Source organism: Curtobacterium sp. 260 (assembly GCF_030803485.1).
Lineage (GTDB): Bacteria > Actinomycetota > Actinomycetes > Actinomycetales > Microbacteriaceae > Curtobacterium.
On sequence record NZ_JAURUY010000008.1, the window covers coordinates 86,573 to 103,132 of the forward strand.

Below are 16,560 nucleotides of genomic sequence, written 5' to 3' on the forward strand. Positions count from 1 at the left end.
GAGGCGCCAGTGACCAAGCAGGCCGCCGAGCCCGTCGACACCACGTCGATCACGGCGCACCAGCGCCGCAAGCTCGACCGCTCCCCTCGCTCGCAGATCGTCGTGACGGCCATCCTCGTCATCGTCGCGGTCTACTTCCTCGTGCCGCTGTACTGGGTCGTCATCGCGGCGACGAAGACCACCGGCGCCCTGTTCGCGACGAACGGGTTCTGGTTCGGCGGCGAGTTCGCGCTGTTCAGCAACATCCAGCAGGTGTTCTCGTACGACGGCGGCATCTTCGTCCGCTGGATCGTGAACAGCGTCCTGTACTCCGGCGTCGGCGCGGTCCTGGCGACCTACTTCGCCGCGGCCGGCGGGTACGCGCTCGCGAAGTACGAGTTCCGCGGGCGGCAGCTGGTGTTCGGCACGATCCTCGGCGGTGTGCTCGTGCCGGGGACCGCGACGGCGCTGCCCCTGTTCCTGCTCTTCTCGACGATGGGCCTGACCGACACGTACTGGAGCGTGCTCATCCCGAGCCTCGTGTCGCCGTTCGGGCTGTTCCTGTGCCGGGTGTACGCGGCGGCCTCGGTCGACACCGCGCTGCTCGAGCAGGCACGCATCGACGGTGCCGGAGAGCTGCGGATCTTCCACACGATCGTGCTGCGCCAGATGACCCCGGCGCTCGTGACCGTGTTCCTGTTCCAGGTCGTCGGCATCTGGAACAACTTCTTCCTGCCGCTGATCATGCTGGCAGACCAGAAGCTCTACCCGATCACACTGGGACTCAACAACTGGCGGGCACAGGTCGATCGTCTGCCAGAGTTCTACCAGCTCACCACCGGCGGCGTGCTCGTCTCGGTGATCCCGCTGGTGATCGCGATCATCGTCCTGCAGCGCTTCTGGCGCGGGGGCCTCACGGAAGGATCGGTCAAGGGTTGACCATCGCTGCTCACTCGTCCTCCGCCAGCACCACGCCCGATGCGCTCGACGCGCTCGCCTCGACGGCACCGGGCTCGGACACCCGGCTCGCGCCGCGGGCCTGGTTGCACACCGACGCCCCGTCCCTGTCGCTCGACGGGGACTGGGACTTCCGGTGGTCGCCGGTCGCGGACGTCCCGCTCCCGGGGGTGGAGGACGGGTGGGGCAGCCTCCCCGTGCCGTCGCACTGGGTCCTGCACGGGCACGGCGCGCCGAGCTACACGAACCTGCAGTACCCGTTCCCGATCGATCCGCCGCACCCGCCGGAGGAGAACCCGACCGGCGACCACCGCCGCACGTTCGAGGTACCCGCGTCCTTCGACGCCGCGGCCCGGGTGCTGCTGCGCTTCGACGGTGTCGAGTCGCACTTCCGGGTGTGGCTGAACGGGTCCCTCGTGGGCTGGTCGACCGGATCCCGACTCGCGACCGAGTTCGACGTGACCTCGCTGCTCGTGCCCGGGTCGAACGAGCTGCTCGTCCGGGTGCACCAGTGGTCGGCGGCCTCGTACCTCGAGGATCAGGACCAGTGGTGGCTGCCCGGCATCTTCCGGAGCGTCACCCTGCTCGCCCGACCGACCGCGCCGATCGACGACGTGTTCGTGCGTGCCGGCTGGACCGCGACCCTCGGGAACGCCGCCACGGCCGGTACGGCTGCCTCCGGACGTCCGGAGACCGGCACGGGAACGATCGCGTTCCCGACCCTCGACGCCGCGTTCCCGGTGCGCTTCCGGGTGCCCGACCTCGGTGTCGACGTGACGTGGGCCTCGGCCGACGAGGTCGCACCGATCACGCTCGAGGGCGTCGAGCCGTGGAGCGCCGAGGTCCCGCAGCTGTACGACGCGACCGTCTCCACCGGCACGGACGCCGGCGGCCGCGCGGGCGGCGAGACCGTCGCACTGCGCCTCGGCTTCCGCACCGTGTCGATCGTCGGCGACCGGTTCCTGGTGAACGGCGAGCGCGTGGTGTTCCACGGGGTGAACCGGCACGAGACCCACCCCGTCCGCGGCCGCGTCTTCGACGAGGAGCACGCCCGCGCGGACATGGCGCTCATGAAGCGGAACAACGTCAACGCGATCCGCACCTCGCACTACCCGCCGCACCCCCGTGTGCTCGACCTGGCGGACGAGCTCGGGTTCTGGGTGGTCCTGGAGTGCGACCTCGAGACCCACGGCTTCCTCTTCACCGACTGGGTCGGGAACCCCTCGGACGACCCGGCCTGGCGCGACGCCTACCTCGACCGGATCGCCCGGACGGTCGAGCGCGACAAGAACCACGCGTCGATCGTCATGTGGTCGCTCGGCAACGAGTCGGGCACCGGCCGGAACCTCGCCGCGATGTCGCAGTGGGTGCACGACCGCGACGACGAGCGCCCGGTGCACTACGAGGGCGACTACACCGGCGCCTACACCGACGTGTACTCGCGGATGTACCCGACGCTGCAGGAGACCGAGTCGATCGGCGGTGGCCCGGAGACCCCGCTGCTCGGGTGCGGTCCGGCCGAGGCCGCGCGGCAGCGGACGAAGCCGTTCCTGCACTGCGAGTACGTCCACGCGATGGGCAACGGACCCGGCCAGATCCAGGAGTACGAGGACCTGGTCGACAGGTACCCGCGACTGCACGGCGGCTTCGTGTGGGAGTGGCGGGACCACGGACTCCTCGCGCAGACCGCGTCGGGTGAGGACTACTACGCGTACGGCGGCGACTTCGGCGAGGTCGTGCACGACGGCAACTTCGTGATGGACGGCCTCGTGCTGCCCGACGACTCCCCGACGCCGGGGCTGGCGGAGTTCGCGGCCGTCGTGGCCCCGATCCGGTTCTCGCTGTCGGACACCACCGTGCTCGTCGAGAACCGGTACCACTCCGCATCGACCGCGGGACTGCGCTTCCGCTGGACCCTGTCGCGGAACGGGGTCGAGGAGGCCAGTGGCCGCTTCACCCCCGGCGTCGTCGCGGCCCGGCAGTCGGCCACGGTCCCGGTGTCCGACGAGGTGCTCGCGGCAGCCGCGGACTCCAGGTCCCTGGCCCCCGGCGACGAGCTGTGGATCGACGTGACGGCGGAGCTGGCGGGGCCGACCGCGTGGGCGGACACCGGCCACGTCGTCGCACGCACGCAGCGGCTCGTGGCGAGCCGCGCGGCGGACGTGCCCCGGGCCTCCCGGCAGGGCTGGGACGGCGACCGTCTCGGCGAGGGGACCTTCACCGCCCGCGGTGACCTGGTGTCCTGGAAGGGGCACGAGGTCGCCGGGCCGCGGCTCGAGCTGTGGCGCGCACCGACGGACAACGACAGCCTGGCCTCGCAGGGCGGGTACGAGACGGCCGATCCGGTGCTGACGAAGGGCGTCGGCGACCCCACCGCTCCCGCGTCGGCGGTCCGGTGGCGTGCACGCGGGCTCGACCGGTTGACGCACCGGCTCGTGTCGGTGTCGCGGACCGACCACGGCCTCGAGCAGCGCGTCCGTGTGGCGGCGGCGAACAGCGGGTGGGGCGTCGACGTCACGCACCGCTGGACCCTGACCGACGACGGACTGCTGCTGCAGACCGACGCGGTGCCGTTCGGGGCGTGGGACGTCACCTGGCCGCGGATCGGCGTGCGGTTCGACCTGCCGGCGTCGCTGCTCGACGAGGACGCTTCGTGGTTCGGGACCGGACCGGCGGAGTCGTACGCAGACTCGTCGCGGGCTGCTCGCATCGGCCGGTTCAGTGCGCCGGTGCGGGCGCTGACCGTCGACTACTCGATGCCGCAGGAGACCGGACACCGGCCGGGGCTGCGGACGCTGTCGGTCGGGCCGTTCACGGTGTCGACCGTCGGGGCGCACCGGGCGGGCTTCACGCTCTCGCCGTGGACCGCGCAGGAGCTCGGGCGTGCGATGCACCCGTACGAGCTGCCGACGCCGGAGCACGCGTACCTGTACCTCGACGCGGCGCAGCACGGGCTGGGGTCGCGGGCGTGCGGGCTCGACGTGCTCCCGGAGCACCAGCTGTGGCCGCAGGCGTTCTCGTGGAGCGTGGTGCTCGGGTAGGGGCGGGGCGCCGCTGCGGCGGCTGCTGCTGCGGCTGCGCCTGCGCGCCGCGCACCGTGGCGCGCCTTGCTCGCGCACGACCGGAAGCACCTCGCGCCACGGGTTCCCGTGGCGCGAGGTGCTTCCGGTTGTGCGGCGGCGTCGCGCCGCCACCGCGGTGCGCGGCGCCGCACGGTCGGACTGCATCCGCAGCGGGCGGCAGCCGCGCAGCGGCGCCGCCACGGCCGCCCGCTACTCCCCCGCGGTGAGGGCGCGGAGCGCCTCGGGGTCCGACGCGTCGAGGAACTCCGTCAGGCGCTCGGGCTCGCCCGGCTCCTCGATCGCGGACGCCGCGCGGCGCAGGGCGAAGAGCGCCCGGAGCACGCCGCGGTTCGGCTCGTGCGACCACGGCACCGGCCCGGCACCGCGCCACCCCGCCTTCCGCAGGGCGTCGAGACCGCGGTGGTACCCGACGCGGGCGTAGGCGTAGGACTCGAGGGTCGCGCCGCGCGCCCAGGCCTCGTCGGCGAGGAGCGCCCACGCCAGGCTCGAGGACGGGTGCGACACGACGACGCTCGACACCGGGGCGTCGGCGGTGAGCGCGGCAGTCACCTCGGGCTCCTCCGGCAGCAGGGTCGCGGGGTTCGCGGTCGGGTTCGGCAGCAGGTTCTCCGGCATGCCCCCAGCCTGTCACCTCTTGCCGAGGAGCGGCGTCCGCCCTACGGTGGGTGACACCTCGTCGTCACGCGGGGCCGCCGGGGCGGGAGACCGACCGGCAGCACGGGTGGCGGACACGGGGGTCCCCGACGGAACGAGCAGCCTTGCAGTCGATCACCGGTACCGCGCAGTCCTCGCGCTGACACCGTGATCGTCGCGCCCCGTCGGGCGCCCTGGTCGTCGCGCCCCCTCGGGCGCTCCCGTGTGCCGACCCCTCCGGTCGCCGCGGGTCCGGTGTCGTGCGCCCAGCTCACGATCCGGGAGGCACCCCCATGCCCGCAACACCGTCCGTCGTCCTGCACGGCCTCACCTTCACCTGGCCCGACGGCACCGTCGCGCTCGACCACCTCACCGCCGCCTTCGGCCGCGGACGCACCGGCCTGGTCGGGAGGAACGGCGCCGGCAAGTCCACGCTGGTCCGGCTCGTCACGGGCCGGCTCCAGCCCACGTCCGGCTCGGTCAGCACGACCGGTCCGGTGGACCACCTGCCCCAGCGGCTGCACGCCCGCCCCGGGGACACTGTGGCGGACCTGCTCGGGATCCGCACGACGCTGACGGCGCTCCGAGCCGTCCTGGACGGCGACGCCTCGGCTGCACACCTCGACGCGGTCGGCGACGACTGGGACGTCGAGGAGCGTGCCGCCGCAGCGCTCGCGGACGTCCCCGGGCTCGACGGCAACGACCTCGACCGACCGGTCACGACCCTCGCGGGCGGGCAGGCGGTCCTGGCGGCCGTGGCCGGCATCCGCCTGCGGGGACGACCGATCGCACTGCTCGACGAGCCGACGAACAACCTCGACCGGCGGGCCCGCGCGGCCCTGCTCGACCTGGTCGACGGCTGGCGCGGCACCCTCGTCGTCGTCGGTCACGACCGGGAGCTGCTGGAGCACGTCGACGAGACCGTGGAGCTCCGCAGCGGCTCGGCGACGGTGTTCGGCGGGACGTTCAGCGCGTACGAGGAACACCTCGCGGTGCAGCAGGCGGCCGTCGCCCGCGAGGTCCGCGTCGCCGAGCAACGGCACCGCGCGGAGAAGCGGCAGCGCATCGAGGCCGAGACGACGATCGCGCGCCGGGCGAGGGCGGGCGAGAAGGCGGGCCGCTCGATGCCGAAGATCCTGGCGAACGAGCAGCGGAAGAAGGCGCAGGAGACCGCTGGTCGGCTCCGGACGGCGCACGGTTCGGCGGAGGCGCGGGCCCTGTCGGCGGTGCGGGACGCCGAACTGCGCCTGCGCGACGACGAGCCCCTGCACGTGGCACTGCCCGACCCGGACGTGCCGGCGTCACGGCGCATCGCCACGATCACCGTGCGCGGGCGGGACATCGTCGTGCAGGGCCCGGAACGCCTCGCCGTGACGGGCGACAACGGCGTCGGCAAGACGACGTTGCTCGACCAGCTCGTCGGGAGCCCCACCGCACGGGACCACCCGGTCCCGGACACCGCGGCGGTGCCGCACGTCGACCGGATCGGGTACCTCGCGCAGCGTCGGGACGGACTCGACGACGACGCCACGGTGCTCGAGAACGTCCGGCGGGACGCCCCGCACGTACCCGACGGGGAGCTCCGGAACCGGCTCGCGCGTCTGCTCGTCCGCGGCGACACGGTGGACCGGCCCGTCCGCTCGCTGTCGGGCGGGGAGCGCTTCCGGGTGGCGCTGGCCGCGCTGGTGCTCGCAGACCCGCCGCCGCAGCTCCTGGTGCTCGACGAGCCGACGAACGACCTCGACCTGACGAGCGTCGACCAGCTCGTGGCGGCGCTCCGGGCGTACCGCGGCGCCCTCGTCGTGACCAGTCACGACGAGACCTTCCTCGAGCGGCTCGACCTGACGGGTCGGATCGCGTTGCGGTAGCCCTTCCGCGCCGACCCGGCTGGCGGCTACCGCTTCCGGGTCGGCCGGATCGCGACCGACTCGATCGTGCCGCGCTCCGGCAGGTCGACGACGGTCCGGACGGCCGCGGCGACGTCCTCGGGCGCCAGGTAGTAGGCGGTGTCGTAGTCCTCGCCGAGCTTCTCGGTCAGGGCGCGCTGCATGTCGGAGTCGGTGCGGCCCGGGTGCACGCTCGACACCCGCACGCCGTTCGCCCGCTCCTCCTCGCGCAGCGCGTCCGCGAAGGCCCGGAGCGCGAACTTCGACGCCGCGTACACACCGCCGCCGGGACCTGCGGTGAACCCCGAGCCGCTGTTGATCGGCACGACGATGCCCCGCGCGGCCCGGAGCGCGGGGAGCGCCAGCCGGGTCAGTTCGGCGACCGCGAAGACGTTGGTGGCGAACACCTGCTCCCACACGTCGCGCGAGGTGTCCGCGATGCGGGTGCCCTGCTCGACCCCGGCGCTGTGCACCAGGACGTCGAGCGACGCCGGCAGGTCCGGCACGTCGCCCGCGCCGAGGTCGCCGACGAACGGTGACGCACTCGGCAGCTCGGCCACGAGCGCGGCGACCGCGTCGGCGGAGCGGCCGCCCACCAGGACGTGGTGGGTCCGCCCGAGGTCCAGCGCGATCGCGCGGCCGATGCCGCGGGTGGCCCCGGTGACGAGCGCGGTCGGGCGGGCGGTGGCGGGAGCGGTGTCGGTCATGCGTCCCACCCTACGGAGCGGGCGTGGCGGACCGGCACCGCGCCTCCCGGCTGTGGAGGGCGGTGCCGGCCGCAGCCGCTGTGCAGGAGCCGGTCAGTCCTTCGAGCGCCCGGCGCTCTCGCGGATCCTGATGCCCTCGAGCACGTCCTTGGCGTGCTGCTCGTCCTGCTTCTCGATCTGGCGGGTGTCGCGCTCGGGGAGCTGGATGTCCTCCTCGGCCCGGATGCCGGCCTGCAGCTGGCGGCCGCGCTCGAGCTCGGCGTCGAACTCCGCACCGAAGAGCAGCGCGTTGTTCGTGATCCAGATCCAGAGCAGGAAGACGATGACGCCACCGAGGGAGCCGTACGTCGCGTTGTAGTTCGAGAAGTTGCCGACGTAGAAGCCGAAGCCGACGCTCGCGATGATCCAGATCGTGATGCCGACCAGCGCCCCGCCGCTCACCCACTTGAACTTGGACTGGCGGATGTTCGGGGCCCAGTAGTACAGCACCGCGACGACGACGATCATGATCGCGAGCAGGATCGGCCACTGCACGATCGAGACCACGAGCGCTGCGGCGTCGCCGAGGCCGATGACGTCGCCGAACGCTCGGGCCAGCGGTCCGGAGACGAGCACGAGGAGCCCCAGCACGAGCAGCACGACGGTGAACACCGTGACGCCGAGCATGGTCGGTCGGAGCTTCCAGATCGGCCGGCCTTCACGGACGTTGTAGATGCGGTTCATCGCACGGCCGAAGGCACCGACGAAGCCCGACGCGGACCACAGGGCGCCGAGCACACCGACGATGAACGTGATCGGCGCCGCAGGCGAACGCACGAGGCCCTCGACCGGGTCGCGGAGGAGCTCGGCGACCTGCCCGCCACCGACGTTCGTGACGACGTCGAGCAGGGTGTCGATCGTGTCCCGCGGGTTCGAGACCAGGCCGAGGATCGACACGATCGCCAGCAGACCGGGGAAGAGCGCGAGCACCGTGTAGTAGGTCAGGCTCGCGGCCAGGTCGGTGCACTGGTCGCTGGTGAACTCGCGGAGCGTCTTCTTCAACGTGTACGTGAACGACGGCTTCGTGAGGTCCGTCGGGCTGTCCGGCTTCCGGGGGTCGTCCGGTGCCGGCTTGTGCTGCATCTCCTGCTGGAGGGTCTTGTCCTTGTGCGCCATGGTCTAGCACTTCGCCTTCGCGAGGGCCTTCGCCGCCGCCTTCGACCGCGCCGCGGCCTGCTTCCGGTTCTTCGTCGCGCGGCGCTGGACCGCGGCGATGCCGGCCCGCTGCTTCACGCGGTTCTTGTGCACCGGGTCGCGTTCGAGCGACTCCTCGGCCGCCTTGCGCCGGGCCTTCCGCCCCTTCCGTCCGCCGCGCGCCTGGTCGGCGTCGAGCTCACCGCGCGCGCCGAAGGGCAGGAGCGCGGTGAACGCGGTCGAGGCCGCCGGACGGTCGAGGTGCCCGGCGTCGGTCCGCCCGATGCGGGTGCCGAGGACGATCGCCGCGATGCCGGTCGCCGCGGTGACGCCCATCGCGATGAGCGGCGTCGGGTCGCGGTGCCAGCGCTGCCGGGCCTTCGCGAGCGCCAGCCGGGTGCGCGCGGGCACGTCGGAGCGCCGCCGGATCTCGCTGACGCTGTCCGTCAGGCGTTCGCGGGTCCGCACGTTCGCGAGCTCCAGCTCGGGGATGCTGTCCTTGGCCATGCTTCGTGCCTACCAGGCGGTCCCCGGCATGGCACCGAGCGACCGCGGTCTACGGTGCAGCCCATGCTCTTCCGGGACGTCGCCGAGGGGATCCACCGCCTCGAGATCGCACACACCAACACGTACCTCGTCGAGACGGGCGACCGCCTGCTCGTCGTCGATGCGGGGCTGCCCGCCGCGTGGCCGCACCTGCTGCTCGCCGTCCACGACCTCGGGTACACGCCCGCTCGGGTCGAGGCGCTGCTGCTCACGCACGGGCACTTCGACCACGTCGGCACCGCCGCCAGGATGCACCGCGAGTGGGCCACGCCCGTCTTCGTGCACCCGGGCGACCGCGACCTGGCGGCTCACCCGTACTCGTACCGGCCGCAGACGAACCGCTTCGGCTTCGTCGCGGTGCACCCCGGAGGACTCGCACCGCTCGGTCGGATGCTGCTCGCCGGTGCGGCGACGGTGGACGGCATCGCGGAGACGCGGCCTCTGGTGTCCCGCGCCGACGTCCCCGGCAACCCGTGGATCATCGAGACGCCCGGGCACACGGACGGGCACGTCGCGCTGCACTTCGCCGACCGCGACGCGCTGATCGTGGGCGACGCCCTGGTCACCTTCGACCCCTACACCGGTGGGATCGGGCCGCGGGTGGTCGCGCCGGCCGCGACGGCGGACGTCGACGAGGCCGTCGCGTCGCTCGGTCGACTCGAGGACACCGAGGCCCGGCACGTGCTGCCCGGGCACGGCCCCGCGTTCTCGCGGGGCGTGCGCGCCGCGGTCGCGCAGGCCAGGAGGGCAGCCGGCGCCGCGTAGCGCCGGGACCGCCGGGCCCGAGACCCGGGCCTGGCGACGGCCCTCGCACGCACGCGCACGAGGACCGTCGCGCAGCGCGAGTCCCGCGGCAGTGGTGCCGGGCGGACGTCGGACGGGAGGCGCGTGGCAGCCGCGCCACGCGCCTCCCGTCCGTCGTGACGTGCGTTCCGTCCCATCGCACGCGACCTGGGATGTCGTTCCGCTCGTCGGAGGCAGGAAGGAACGTCCGTCTACGCGCGGAACGGCCTCCTCCGCGCGGAACCCGAGCGCCCTACTCGGGCAGGACCACGTCCTCGGGGCGGCCGGAGGCTGCCGAGCGACCAGCGGCCTCCATCAGCGCCAGGCTCCGCAGGTTGTCCCGGCCGCTCGTCTCCGGAGCCGGGCCGCCCTCGACGGACCGGGCGAAGGCCTGCAGCCCACCCTGCCGGTCGGTGTGCTCGAGCGTCGGGAGGTCGACTGCCTCGGCCTCGGCGTCCTGGTCGGCCCGCAGCGTCACGCGGTCCCCGGCGATCTCGCTCGGCGACCCGTCGCGGCTCGTGAACCAGATCTCGCCGTCCTCGCCCTGGATGCTCCACTCCCCCGCCCACGCGGTCCGCGGAGCACGCGAGAGCCAGCTGCCGCGGTAGCTCACGACGAGGCCGTCCTCGAGCTCGATGATCATCGACGTGACGGCCTCGTCCTGGTACTTGCTGTGGCTCGGGTACGACGCGCGGGCGTACACGCGGACGGCCTCGAGCCCGGTGATCATCCGGAGCAGGTCGAAGTGGTGGATCGCCATGTCGTTGATCATCGGGTGCGGGAACCGGTAGTGCGGGTAGGTCTCGACGGGCTGGTCGTTGTCCCACTGCCGGAAGTCGATGCTGATCGCGGACAGCTCGCCGAGCTCCTTCGCCGCGAGCAGCTCCTTGACCGCCCGGGGTGCCGGGTACCAGCGGTAGTTCTGGCTGACCTGCATCACGAGCCCGAGCTCCTCGGCCCGACGGACCGCCGTGAGCGCCTCGTCGGTGGAGTTCGCGAACGGCTTCTCGACCAGGACGTGCTTGCCGGCCTCGAGGGCCTCGAGCGCGAGCGGCACGTGCGTCACGGCCGGTGCGGTGATGACGACGGCGTCGGCCTCGACCCCGGCGAGCGCCTCGGTGAGCGAGGCGAAGGCGGCGGATGCCGGCAGGTCGAGGTCCTCGCGCACGGCGTCCAGCGTCGCGGGGACCGGGTCGACGAGCCCGACCACCTCCACTTCGGTGACCTGCGGGATGGCGGTGCGGGCCCAGTTGCCGCCCCACCCTCCGAGACCGACGTGGATGATGCGGACCGTCATGCGTGCACTCCTTCGTGACCGGCGCGCCACGACTCCCGTGGCGCGTGCGTCCAGTCTGTCAGGCCGACGACGAGTGTCGTGCAGCCGCACCCACCGCCCGTGCAGCAGCCTGCGTCAGTGCGTCCAGGCGTAGCCGATGAGGGCCATCGTGACGATGAACCCCGCCAGGTAGTTGATCCAGAGGAACCGCTTCCACCCCGCGTTCGCCGCCTCGGCCCCGGCGTCGGTGATGTTCCACCACGGCAGGACGTTGAGCGCGTACGGCACGACGACGATCGCCGCGATCGGCCCCGGGAAGTCCGAGAACAGCAGGGCGACGCCGGCCACGAGGTACGCCACGAACGCCAGCCGGACCGTCGCCCGGGCGCCGATCACCGTCGCGACGGAGCCGATGCCGCCGGCCCGGTCGGCCAGCACGTCCTGCACGGCGCCGAACGCGTGCGAGGCCACGCCCCACAGGAAGAACGCGACGCAGACGGCGACGAGTGCCCCGGTCCAGTGCGGGCCGGCGAGCGCCAGCCCGTAGACCGCCGGTGAGACGAAGTGCGTCGACGACGTCAGCGAGTCGAGGAACGGCTTCTCCTTGAAGCGCAGCCCCGGTGCCGAGTACGCGATCACCGCGAAGACGCTGATCGCGAGCACGAGCCACGACCACGGCCCGTTGCCGCTCAGCGCGCCGAGCACCACGAGTGCGACGAGGAACGGGACGTTCGTGACGACGACCGCCCACAGCGTGGTGCGGTGGACGCTCTTGTCCAGCAGCGCGCCCTCGACCCCGCCCTTCCGCGGGTTCCGCAGGTCGGACTCGTAGTCGAAGACGTCGTTGATGCCGTACATGGCCAGGTTGTACGGCACGAGGAAGTACACGACCCCGACGAGGAACGCGACGAGCGAGAAGCCGCCGCCACCGTCGACGCCGACCCCGCTGCCGAGCAGGTACGCGGCGCCGAAGGGGTAGGCGGTGTTCACCCAGCTGATCGGTCGCGACGACACGAACAGGGCGCGCGCGGTCGACGGTCTGGAGGCACTGCTCACGGTCACGGGGTCTCCTCCGGTCGACGGGGTGGCTGGGTCGGCGTTCCGACCGTACCGGTCCCGCGTCCCGCCCCGCGGACGGTGGGGTGCGCGGACGACCGGGCCCGCGGCCGCTCGAGCAGGACCCAGCAGCTCGGCAGCAGCAGGGCGGCACCGAGCGAGTAGGCCAGGTCCTCGACCGGGAACAGCCCGACCCGGGCGCCGGAGACCAGCGCGTCGTCGTACGCGACGATGCCGAGCCCCACGATCACGTTGTTGAAGACGCCGGTCATCAGGAGCAGGACGACGCCGGCCGCCACGGCGCTGACGACACCGCCCGCACCGACCCACCGGCGACCGGCCCGCCCACGACCGGCCTGTCCGCGACCGGCTCCGCGGCGACGGGCCGACACGACTCCGGCCGCCACGGCGACGAGCGCGGCGAACGTCAGGAACGGCACCGCGAGCAGGGCGTACGTCGCCGTGCCGGTCACGAGCGTCGCTCCTCGTCGGGCCCGACCCGGGACCCGGCACGGTCGAGCCGCCGGGCCACGACCGGACGCAGGGCACCGAACAGGTCCATCGTCGTCCAGCAGAGCAGCACGAGGAAGAAGACCTCCTCGAGCGGGACCTCGGGCGCGAGCAGCACCCCGGTCAGCAGGTCGCCCTGCCCGATGAAGAAGATGCCGAGGTGCACGCCCGCGACGTCCCACACGAGGAAGAACACGAGCCCGATCACCATCACCGCCGCGGCACGCAGGGGGCTGCGCCAGAAGAACAGCCGGTACCGGGCGTCGAGCACCGCGATGCCGGCGATCGACACCACGAGTCCGGCGAGGTACGCCCCCGGCATCAGCCCACGGTCCGGGCGGACCCGGCCGTCGACGACCCGGCGGGCCCCGACGACGGTGCCGGCAGTGGCGTCGGCAACGGTTCGGTCGACGTGTCGCCGTGGATGCGCTTGAGCAGCACCTCGGCGCTGATCAGGCACATCGGCAGGCCGATGCCCGGGGTGGTCGAGGCGCCCGCGTAGTAGAGGCCGTCCACCTTGCGGGAGACGTTCGCCTCGCGGAAGAACGCGCTCTGCGCCAGCGTGTGCGCCGGCCCGAGCATCGAGCCGCTCCACGCGTTGTAGTCGTCGGCGAAGTCCTGCGGGCCGATCGTGCGGCGCACGCGGATGCGGTCGCGCAGGTCGGGCACGCCGGAGCGCTCCGCGATGACGTCGATCGCGCGGTCGGCGATGCGCTCGACCTCGGCGTCGCCGGCACCGTCGATGCCGCCCTTCCCGATGGACAGGTCGGCGGGCAGCGGCACCAGGACGAACAGGTTGCTCGACCCCTCGGGCGCGACGGTGTCGTCGGTGAGCGAGGGCACGCAGACGTAGATCGACGCCGGGTCCGGCACGTGCCGGTCCTTGCCGAAGATCGCGCCGAAGTTGGCCTCCCAGTCGGCGGTGAAGACCAGCGTGTGGTGCAGCAGCCCGGGCACGGGACCGTCGACGCCGAGGTAGACGAGGACGGCGCTCGGCCCCGGGTCGCGCTTCCGCCAGTGCGGCTCCGGGTACGTCCGGTGCTCCGCGTCGAGCAGGTGCAGCTCGGTGTGGTGCAGGTCAGCGGCGCTCACCACGAGGTCGGCGGGCACGGTGTGCTCCGCACCGGAGGCATCGCGGTGCACGACGCCCGTCACGTGCCCGTCCTCGACGACGATCCGGTCGACGGCCGCACCGGTGGTGATCTCGGCACCCTCGCGACGGGCGACGCGCTCGACCGCGGCGATGACCTCGGTGATGCCGCCCTTCGGGTAGAGCACCCCGTCGGCCAGGTCGAGGTGGCTCATCAGGTGGTACATGCTCGGCGCGGCGTACGGGCTCGTGCCGAGGAACACCGCCGGGTACCCGAGGACCTGCCAGAGCCGACGGTCCCGCACGGCCTTCGCGGCGAACGACGACAGCGGCTGCAGCAGGAGCCGGGCGAGCTTCGGCAGACGACGGAGCACGTCCGGGGCGGCGAGCTTCGTCAGGTCCTGGAAGGTCGTGTAGAGGAAGCGACGGACGGCCATCGCGTAGGTGTCCTCGGCGGAGTCGAGGTACTTCCGCAGCCGCGCACCGGCACCGGGCTCGATCGACTCGAAGAGCGCGATGTTCGCCTCGCGGTCCGCGCGCAGGTCGATCGGTTCGTCGTCGCCCTCGCTGTAGACGCGGTAGCCCGGGTCGAGCTGCACGAGGTCCATCTCGGCGTCGGCGGTGGTGCCGAGCAGCCGGAAGAAGTGGTCGAACACCTCGGGCATGAGGTACCAGGACGGCCCGGTGTCGAACCGGAAGCCGTCCCGCTCCCACGACCCGGCGCGGCCGCCGAGCTGGTCGCGCTGCTCGAGCACGGTGACGGCGTAGCCGTCGCGGGCGAGCAGTGCGGCGGACGCGAGTCCGCTGATGCCGCCGCCGACGATCACGGCACGTCGGGCCGGCACCGCACGCCGCGACGCGGGGGTGGACGGACGGGAGGCACGGGACGGGGTCATGCACGGCCTCCAGACCGGTGGTGGGCTGCGCGGGACGACAGCGGGGCGCGTCCGGCGAGCACGCGCGCGGCGAGCTGCGCCTTCACCGGGTTCGGCACGCGCACGCGCGTCGTCACCAGGCGGTGCGCCGGGCACGCGGCGATCCGGTCGTTGAGCTCCTGGAACAGCGCGTGCGCGAGGCCGACGGCCTTGCGTGCGTCGACGGGGAGCAGCGGCACCGTCAGCGCGGCACGGTCGAGGTCGGCCTGCACGTCGGCGACCAGGCGGTCCTTGGTGGCCTCGTCGAACGTGCGGACGTCGACCCCCGGGAAGTACGAGCGGCCGAGCACCTCGAAGTCGGCGTGCAGGTCGCGGAGGAAGTTCACCTTCTGGAAGGCCGCCCCGAGCGCGCGGGCACCGTCGACGAGCACGGCGTCGTCGAAGGTCGGCCGACCGGCCCGGTACACGAATGCGCGGAGGCACATCAGCCCGACGACCTCGGCGGAGCCGTACACGTACCGGTCGAACGACTCCTGGTCGTGCTCGGTCCGCTCGAGGTCCATGCGCATCGACGCGAAGAACGGCTTCGTGAGCTCCGGCCCGAAGCCCGTCGTGCGGGCGGTGCGGGCGAAGGCGTGCACGACCGGGTTCACCGAGAAGCCCAGTGCCATCGCACGCTCGGTGTCGGCCTCGAGCTCGTCGAGCACGGTGCGCGCCAGGTCGTGGTCGAGTCCGGCCTCGGTCGCGGGACCGTCGACGACCTCGTCGGCCACGCGGACCAGGGCGTACACGTTGCGGATGTGCTCGCGGGTGTCCCGGGTGAGGAGCCGGCTCGCCAGGCCGAACGAGGTCGAGTAGCGCTCGATGACGACCCCGGAGGCAGCCTCGGCCGTCGCGTCGTACAGGGGCAGACGCGGTGGTGCGGTCTGGGTCACCGCACGCGCTCCAGCAGTTCGGACACCAGGTGCTCCAGTCGTTCGGCGAGCTCGTAGGGCAGGGCCGCGAGCTCGGCTCGGGCGAGGGCGGCGTGCTCGGCGATCCGGGACTCGGCCGCCGCCTTCGCGCCGCAGGTCTCCAGGGTCGCACGGAGCTCGGCCGCGCGTTCCTCGCCGAGGTCGGGGTCGCCGAGGTAGGGCGCGATGTCGTCCCAGCAGTCGGTGGTCGCGGCGTAGGCGATGAGCATGGTGCGCTTGCCCTCGCGCAGGTCGCCGAGCACGGACTTGCCGGTCACGGTCTCGTCGCCGTAGACCCCGAGCAGGTCGTCGACGATCTGGTAGGCGATGCCGATCTCGCGACCGAAGGCACCGAGGGCGGCCACGACGGACTCGTCCGCGCCGGCGAGCACGGCACCGGACTGCAGCGGCGCCTCGAACGAGTAGACGCTCGTCTTCGCCCGCTCCATGGCCAGGACCTCGTCGACGGAGGGCATGACGCCCAGCGCGAGGTCGACGTCGGTCATCTCGCCCGCCGCACTCGCGAAGACCGCGTCGTCGAGGATCTCGAGCAGCCGGGCACGACGGTCGTCGACGACACCGGACGCCTCGACGAAGCGTGCGGCGGCGACGAGGGCGAGGTCCCCCGCGATGACGGCGGCGCTCACCCCCCGGTGCTCGGCGGTGGGCAGCGCGAGGCCACCGGTGGTGCCGGTGTCACGGAAGGACCCGGCGACGTTCGGCTCCCCGCGGCGCGACCAGTCGCGGTCGATGACGTCGTCGTGCACGACGAGCGCGGTGTGCAGCAGCTCGTACGCGGCGGCGACGTTCGCGGCGGCGTGGGCGTCCGTGCCGCCGAGCCCGGCGTACGCGGTGAGGACCATGCGGGGGCGGAAGCGCTTGCCGCCCATGCTCGCTCGACGGAGCACCCGCCAGAGTTCCTCGGACGGTCTGCCGAACCGACGCGCACGGGCCGACGACACCGCGAAGAAGCGTTCGATGCAGTCGTCGACCAGTGCGAGGTCGATCTGCGCCACGGTGGCCGCTTCCTCGCTCATTGGCCTAACCTATCGG

The 16,560-nt window shown here is 72.9% G+C and carries 15 protein-coding genes; 4 read left to right on the forward strand and 11 right to left on the reverse strand.

Annotated elements, in window-relative coordinates; genetic code table 11:
* Positions 1-9 precede the first annotated feature (9 nt).
* Both J2X59_RS10990 and J2X59_RS10995 read left to right on the forward strand, forming a co-directional pair.
* Positions 10-918, forward strand: coding sequence for a carbohydrate ABC transporter permease (locus J2X59_RS10990; protein ID WP_442781429.1), 909 nt, complete (start codon positions 10-12; stop codon positions 916-918).
* A gap of 2 nt (positions 919-920) precedes the next feature.
* Positions 921-3,977, forward strand: a complete 3,057-nt coding sequence (locus J2X59_RS10995) for a glycoside hydrolase family 2 TIM barrel-domain containing protein (RefSeq protein WP_442781430.1) — start codon at positions 921-923, stop codon at positions 3,975-3,977.
* Between the two features lie 231 nt (positions 3,978-4,208).
* Here J2X59_RS10995 and J2X59_RS11000 read toward each other — a convergent pair whose 3' ends face one another.
* Positions 4,209-4,634 carry a DUF3151 domain-containing protein gene (locus tag J2X59_RS11000; RefSeq protein ID WP_326496699.1) on the reverse strand — a complete coding sequence of 142 codons (426 nt, stop codon included), beginning with the start codon at positions 4,632-4,634 and terminating at the stop codon, positions 4,209-4,211.
* A 311-nt stretch (positions 4,635-4,945) separates the two neighbouring features.
* Here J2X59_RS11000 and J2X59_RS11005 point away from each other — a divergent pair, with 311 nt between their 5' ends.
* Positions 4,946-6,520: an ABC-F family ATP-binding cassette domain-containing protein gene (locus tag J2X59_RS11005; protein ID WP_326496700.1), complete on the forward strand. Its 1,575-nt coding sequence runs from the start codon at positions 4,946-4,948 to the stop codon at positions 6,518-6,520.
* A 26-nt stretch (positions 6,521-6,546) separates the two neighbouring features.
* Here the strand turns inward: J2X59_RS11005 and J2X59_RS11010 are convergent, their stop codons facing one another.
* The 3 genes from J2X59_RS11010 to J2X59_RS11020 form a co-directional block, all read right to left on the reverse strand.
* Positions 6,547-7,245, reverse strand: a complete 699-nt coding sequence (locus J2X59_RS11010; protein WP_326496701.1) for an SDR family oxidoreductase — start codon at positions 7,243-7,245, stop codon at positions 6,547-6,549.
* Positions 7,246-7,338: 93 nt separating this feature from the next.
* Positions 7,339-8,400, reverse strand: a complete 1,062-nt coding sequence (locus J2X59_RS11015; protein WP_066651884.1) for a YihY/virulence factor BrkB family protein — start codon at positions 8,398-8,400, stop codon at positions 7,339-7,341.
* A gap of 3 nt (positions 8,401-8,403) precedes the next feature.
* On the reverse strand, positions 8,404-8,925 hold the full coding sequence (locus J2X59_RS11020; protein ID WP_326496702.1) for a hypothetical protein: 522 nt from the start codon (positions 8,923-8,925) through the stop codon (positions 8,404-8,406).
* 63 nt (positions 8,926-8,988) lie between these two features.
* Between J2X59_RS11020 and J2X59_RS11025 the strand changes: the two genes are divergently transcribed.
* Positions 8,989-9,729: an MBL fold metallo-hydrolase gene (locus J2X59_RS11025; RefSeq protein WP_326496703.1), complete on the forward strand. Its 741-nt coding sequence runs from the start codon at positions 8,989-8,991 to the stop codon at positions 9,727-9,729.
* Positions 9,730-10,000: 271 nt separating this feature from the next.
* On the opposite strand, the gene J2X59_RS11030 is transcribed toward J2X59_RS11025, so the two are convergent.
* The 7 genes from J2X59_RS11030 to J2X59_RS11060 form a co-directional block, all read right to left on the reverse strand.
* Positions 10,001-11,044, reverse strand: a complete 1,044-nt coding sequence (locus J2X59_RS11030; RefSeq protein WP_326496704.1) for a Gfo/Idh/MocA family protein — start codon at positions 11,042-11,044, stop codon at positions 10,001-10,003.
* Positions 11,045-11,158: 114 nt separating this feature from the next.
* Entirely contained in the window at positions 11,159-12,085 is a 927-nt protein-coding gene (locus tag J2X59_RS11035) for a prenyltransferase (RefSeq protein ID WP_144411207.1), read from the reverse strand.
* On the reverse strand, positions 12,082-12,552 hold the full coding sequence (locus tag J2X59_RS11040) for a lycopene cyclase domain-containing protein (protein ID WP_326496705.1): 471 nt from the start codon (positions 12,550-12,552) through the stop codon (positions 12,082-12,084). The genes J2X59_RS11035 and J2X59_RS11040 overlap by 4 nt, the downstream gene beginning before the upstream one ends.
* Positions 12,549-12,911: a lycopene cyclase domain-containing protein gene (locus J2X59_RS11045; RefSeq protein ID WP_209684182.1), complete on the reverse strand. Its 363-nt coding sequence runs from the start codon at positions 12,909-12,911 to the stop codon at positions 12,549-12,551. The genes J2X59_RS11040 and J2X59_RS11045 overlap by 4 nt, the downstream gene beginning before the upstream one ends.
* A complete protein-coding gene (gene crtI, locus J2X59_RS11050) occupies positions 12,911-14,575 on the reverse strand; it encodes a phytoene desaturase family protein (RefSeq protein ID WP_326496706.1) in 1,665 nt (554 codons plus the stop codon). The genes J2X59_RS11045 and crtI overlap by 1 nt, the downstream gene beginning before the upstream one ends.
* Positions 14,572-15,489 carry a phytoene/squalene synthase family protein gene (locus tag J2X59_RS11055; protein WP_066651869.1) on the reverse strand — a complete coding sequence of 306 codons (918 nt, stop codon included), beginning with the start codon at positions 15,487-15,489 and terminating at the stop codon, positions 14,572-14,574. Before J2X59_RS11055 ends, crtI begins: the two co-directional genes overlap by 4 nt.
* A complete protein-coding gene (locus tag J2X59_RS11060) occupies positions 15,486-16,544 on the reverse strand; it encodes a polyprenyl synthetase family protein (RefSeq protein WP_066651867.1) in 1,059 nt (352 codons plus the stop codon). Before J2X59_RS11060 ends, J2X59_RS11055 begins: the two co-directional genes overlap by 4 nt.
* Between the last annotated feature and the right edge of the window lie 16 nt (positions 16,545-16,560).

Coding starts and splice junctions, on each gene's coding strand:
- J2X59_RS11000 (WP_326496699.1), bottom strand. CDS start 4,634: ATGCCGGAGAACCTGCTGCCGAACCCGACCGCGAACCCCGCGACCCTG.
- J2X59_RS11005 (WP_326496700.1), top strand. CDS start 4,946: ATGCCCGCAACACCGTCCGTCGTCCTGCACGGCCTCACCTTCACCTGG.
- J2X59_RS11010 (WP_326496701.1), bottom strand. CDS start 7,245: ATGACCGACACCGCTCCCGCCACCGCCCGCCCGACCGCGCTCGTCACC.
- J2X59_RS11015 (WP_066651884.1), bottom strand. CDS start 8,400: ATGGCGCACAAGGACAAGACCCTCCAGCAGGAGATGCAGCACAAGCCG.
- J2X59_RS11020 (WP_326496702.1), bottom strand. CDS start 8,925: ATGGCCAAGGACAGCATCCCCGAGCTGGAGCTCGCGAACGTGCGGACC.
- J2X59_RS11025 (WP_326496703.1), top strand. CDS start 8,989: ATGCTCTTCCGGGACGTCGCCGAGGGGATCCACCGCCTCGAGATCGCA.
- J2X59_RS11030 (WP_326496704.1), bottom strand. CDS start 11,044: ATGACGGTCCGCATCATCCACGTCGGTCTCGGAGGGTGGGGCGGCAAC.
- J2X59_RS11045 (WP_209684182.1), bottom strand. CDS start 12,911: ATGCCGGGGGCGTACCTCGCCGGACTCGTGGTGTCGATCGCCGGCATC.
- crtI (WP_326496706.1), bottom strand. CDS start 14,575: ATGACCCCGTCCCGTGCCTCCCGTCCGTCCACCCCCGCGTCGCGGCGT.
- J2X59_RS11060 (WP_066651867.1), bottom strand. CDS start 16,544: ATGAGCGAGGAAGCGGCCACCGTGGCGCAGATCGACCTCGCACTGGTC.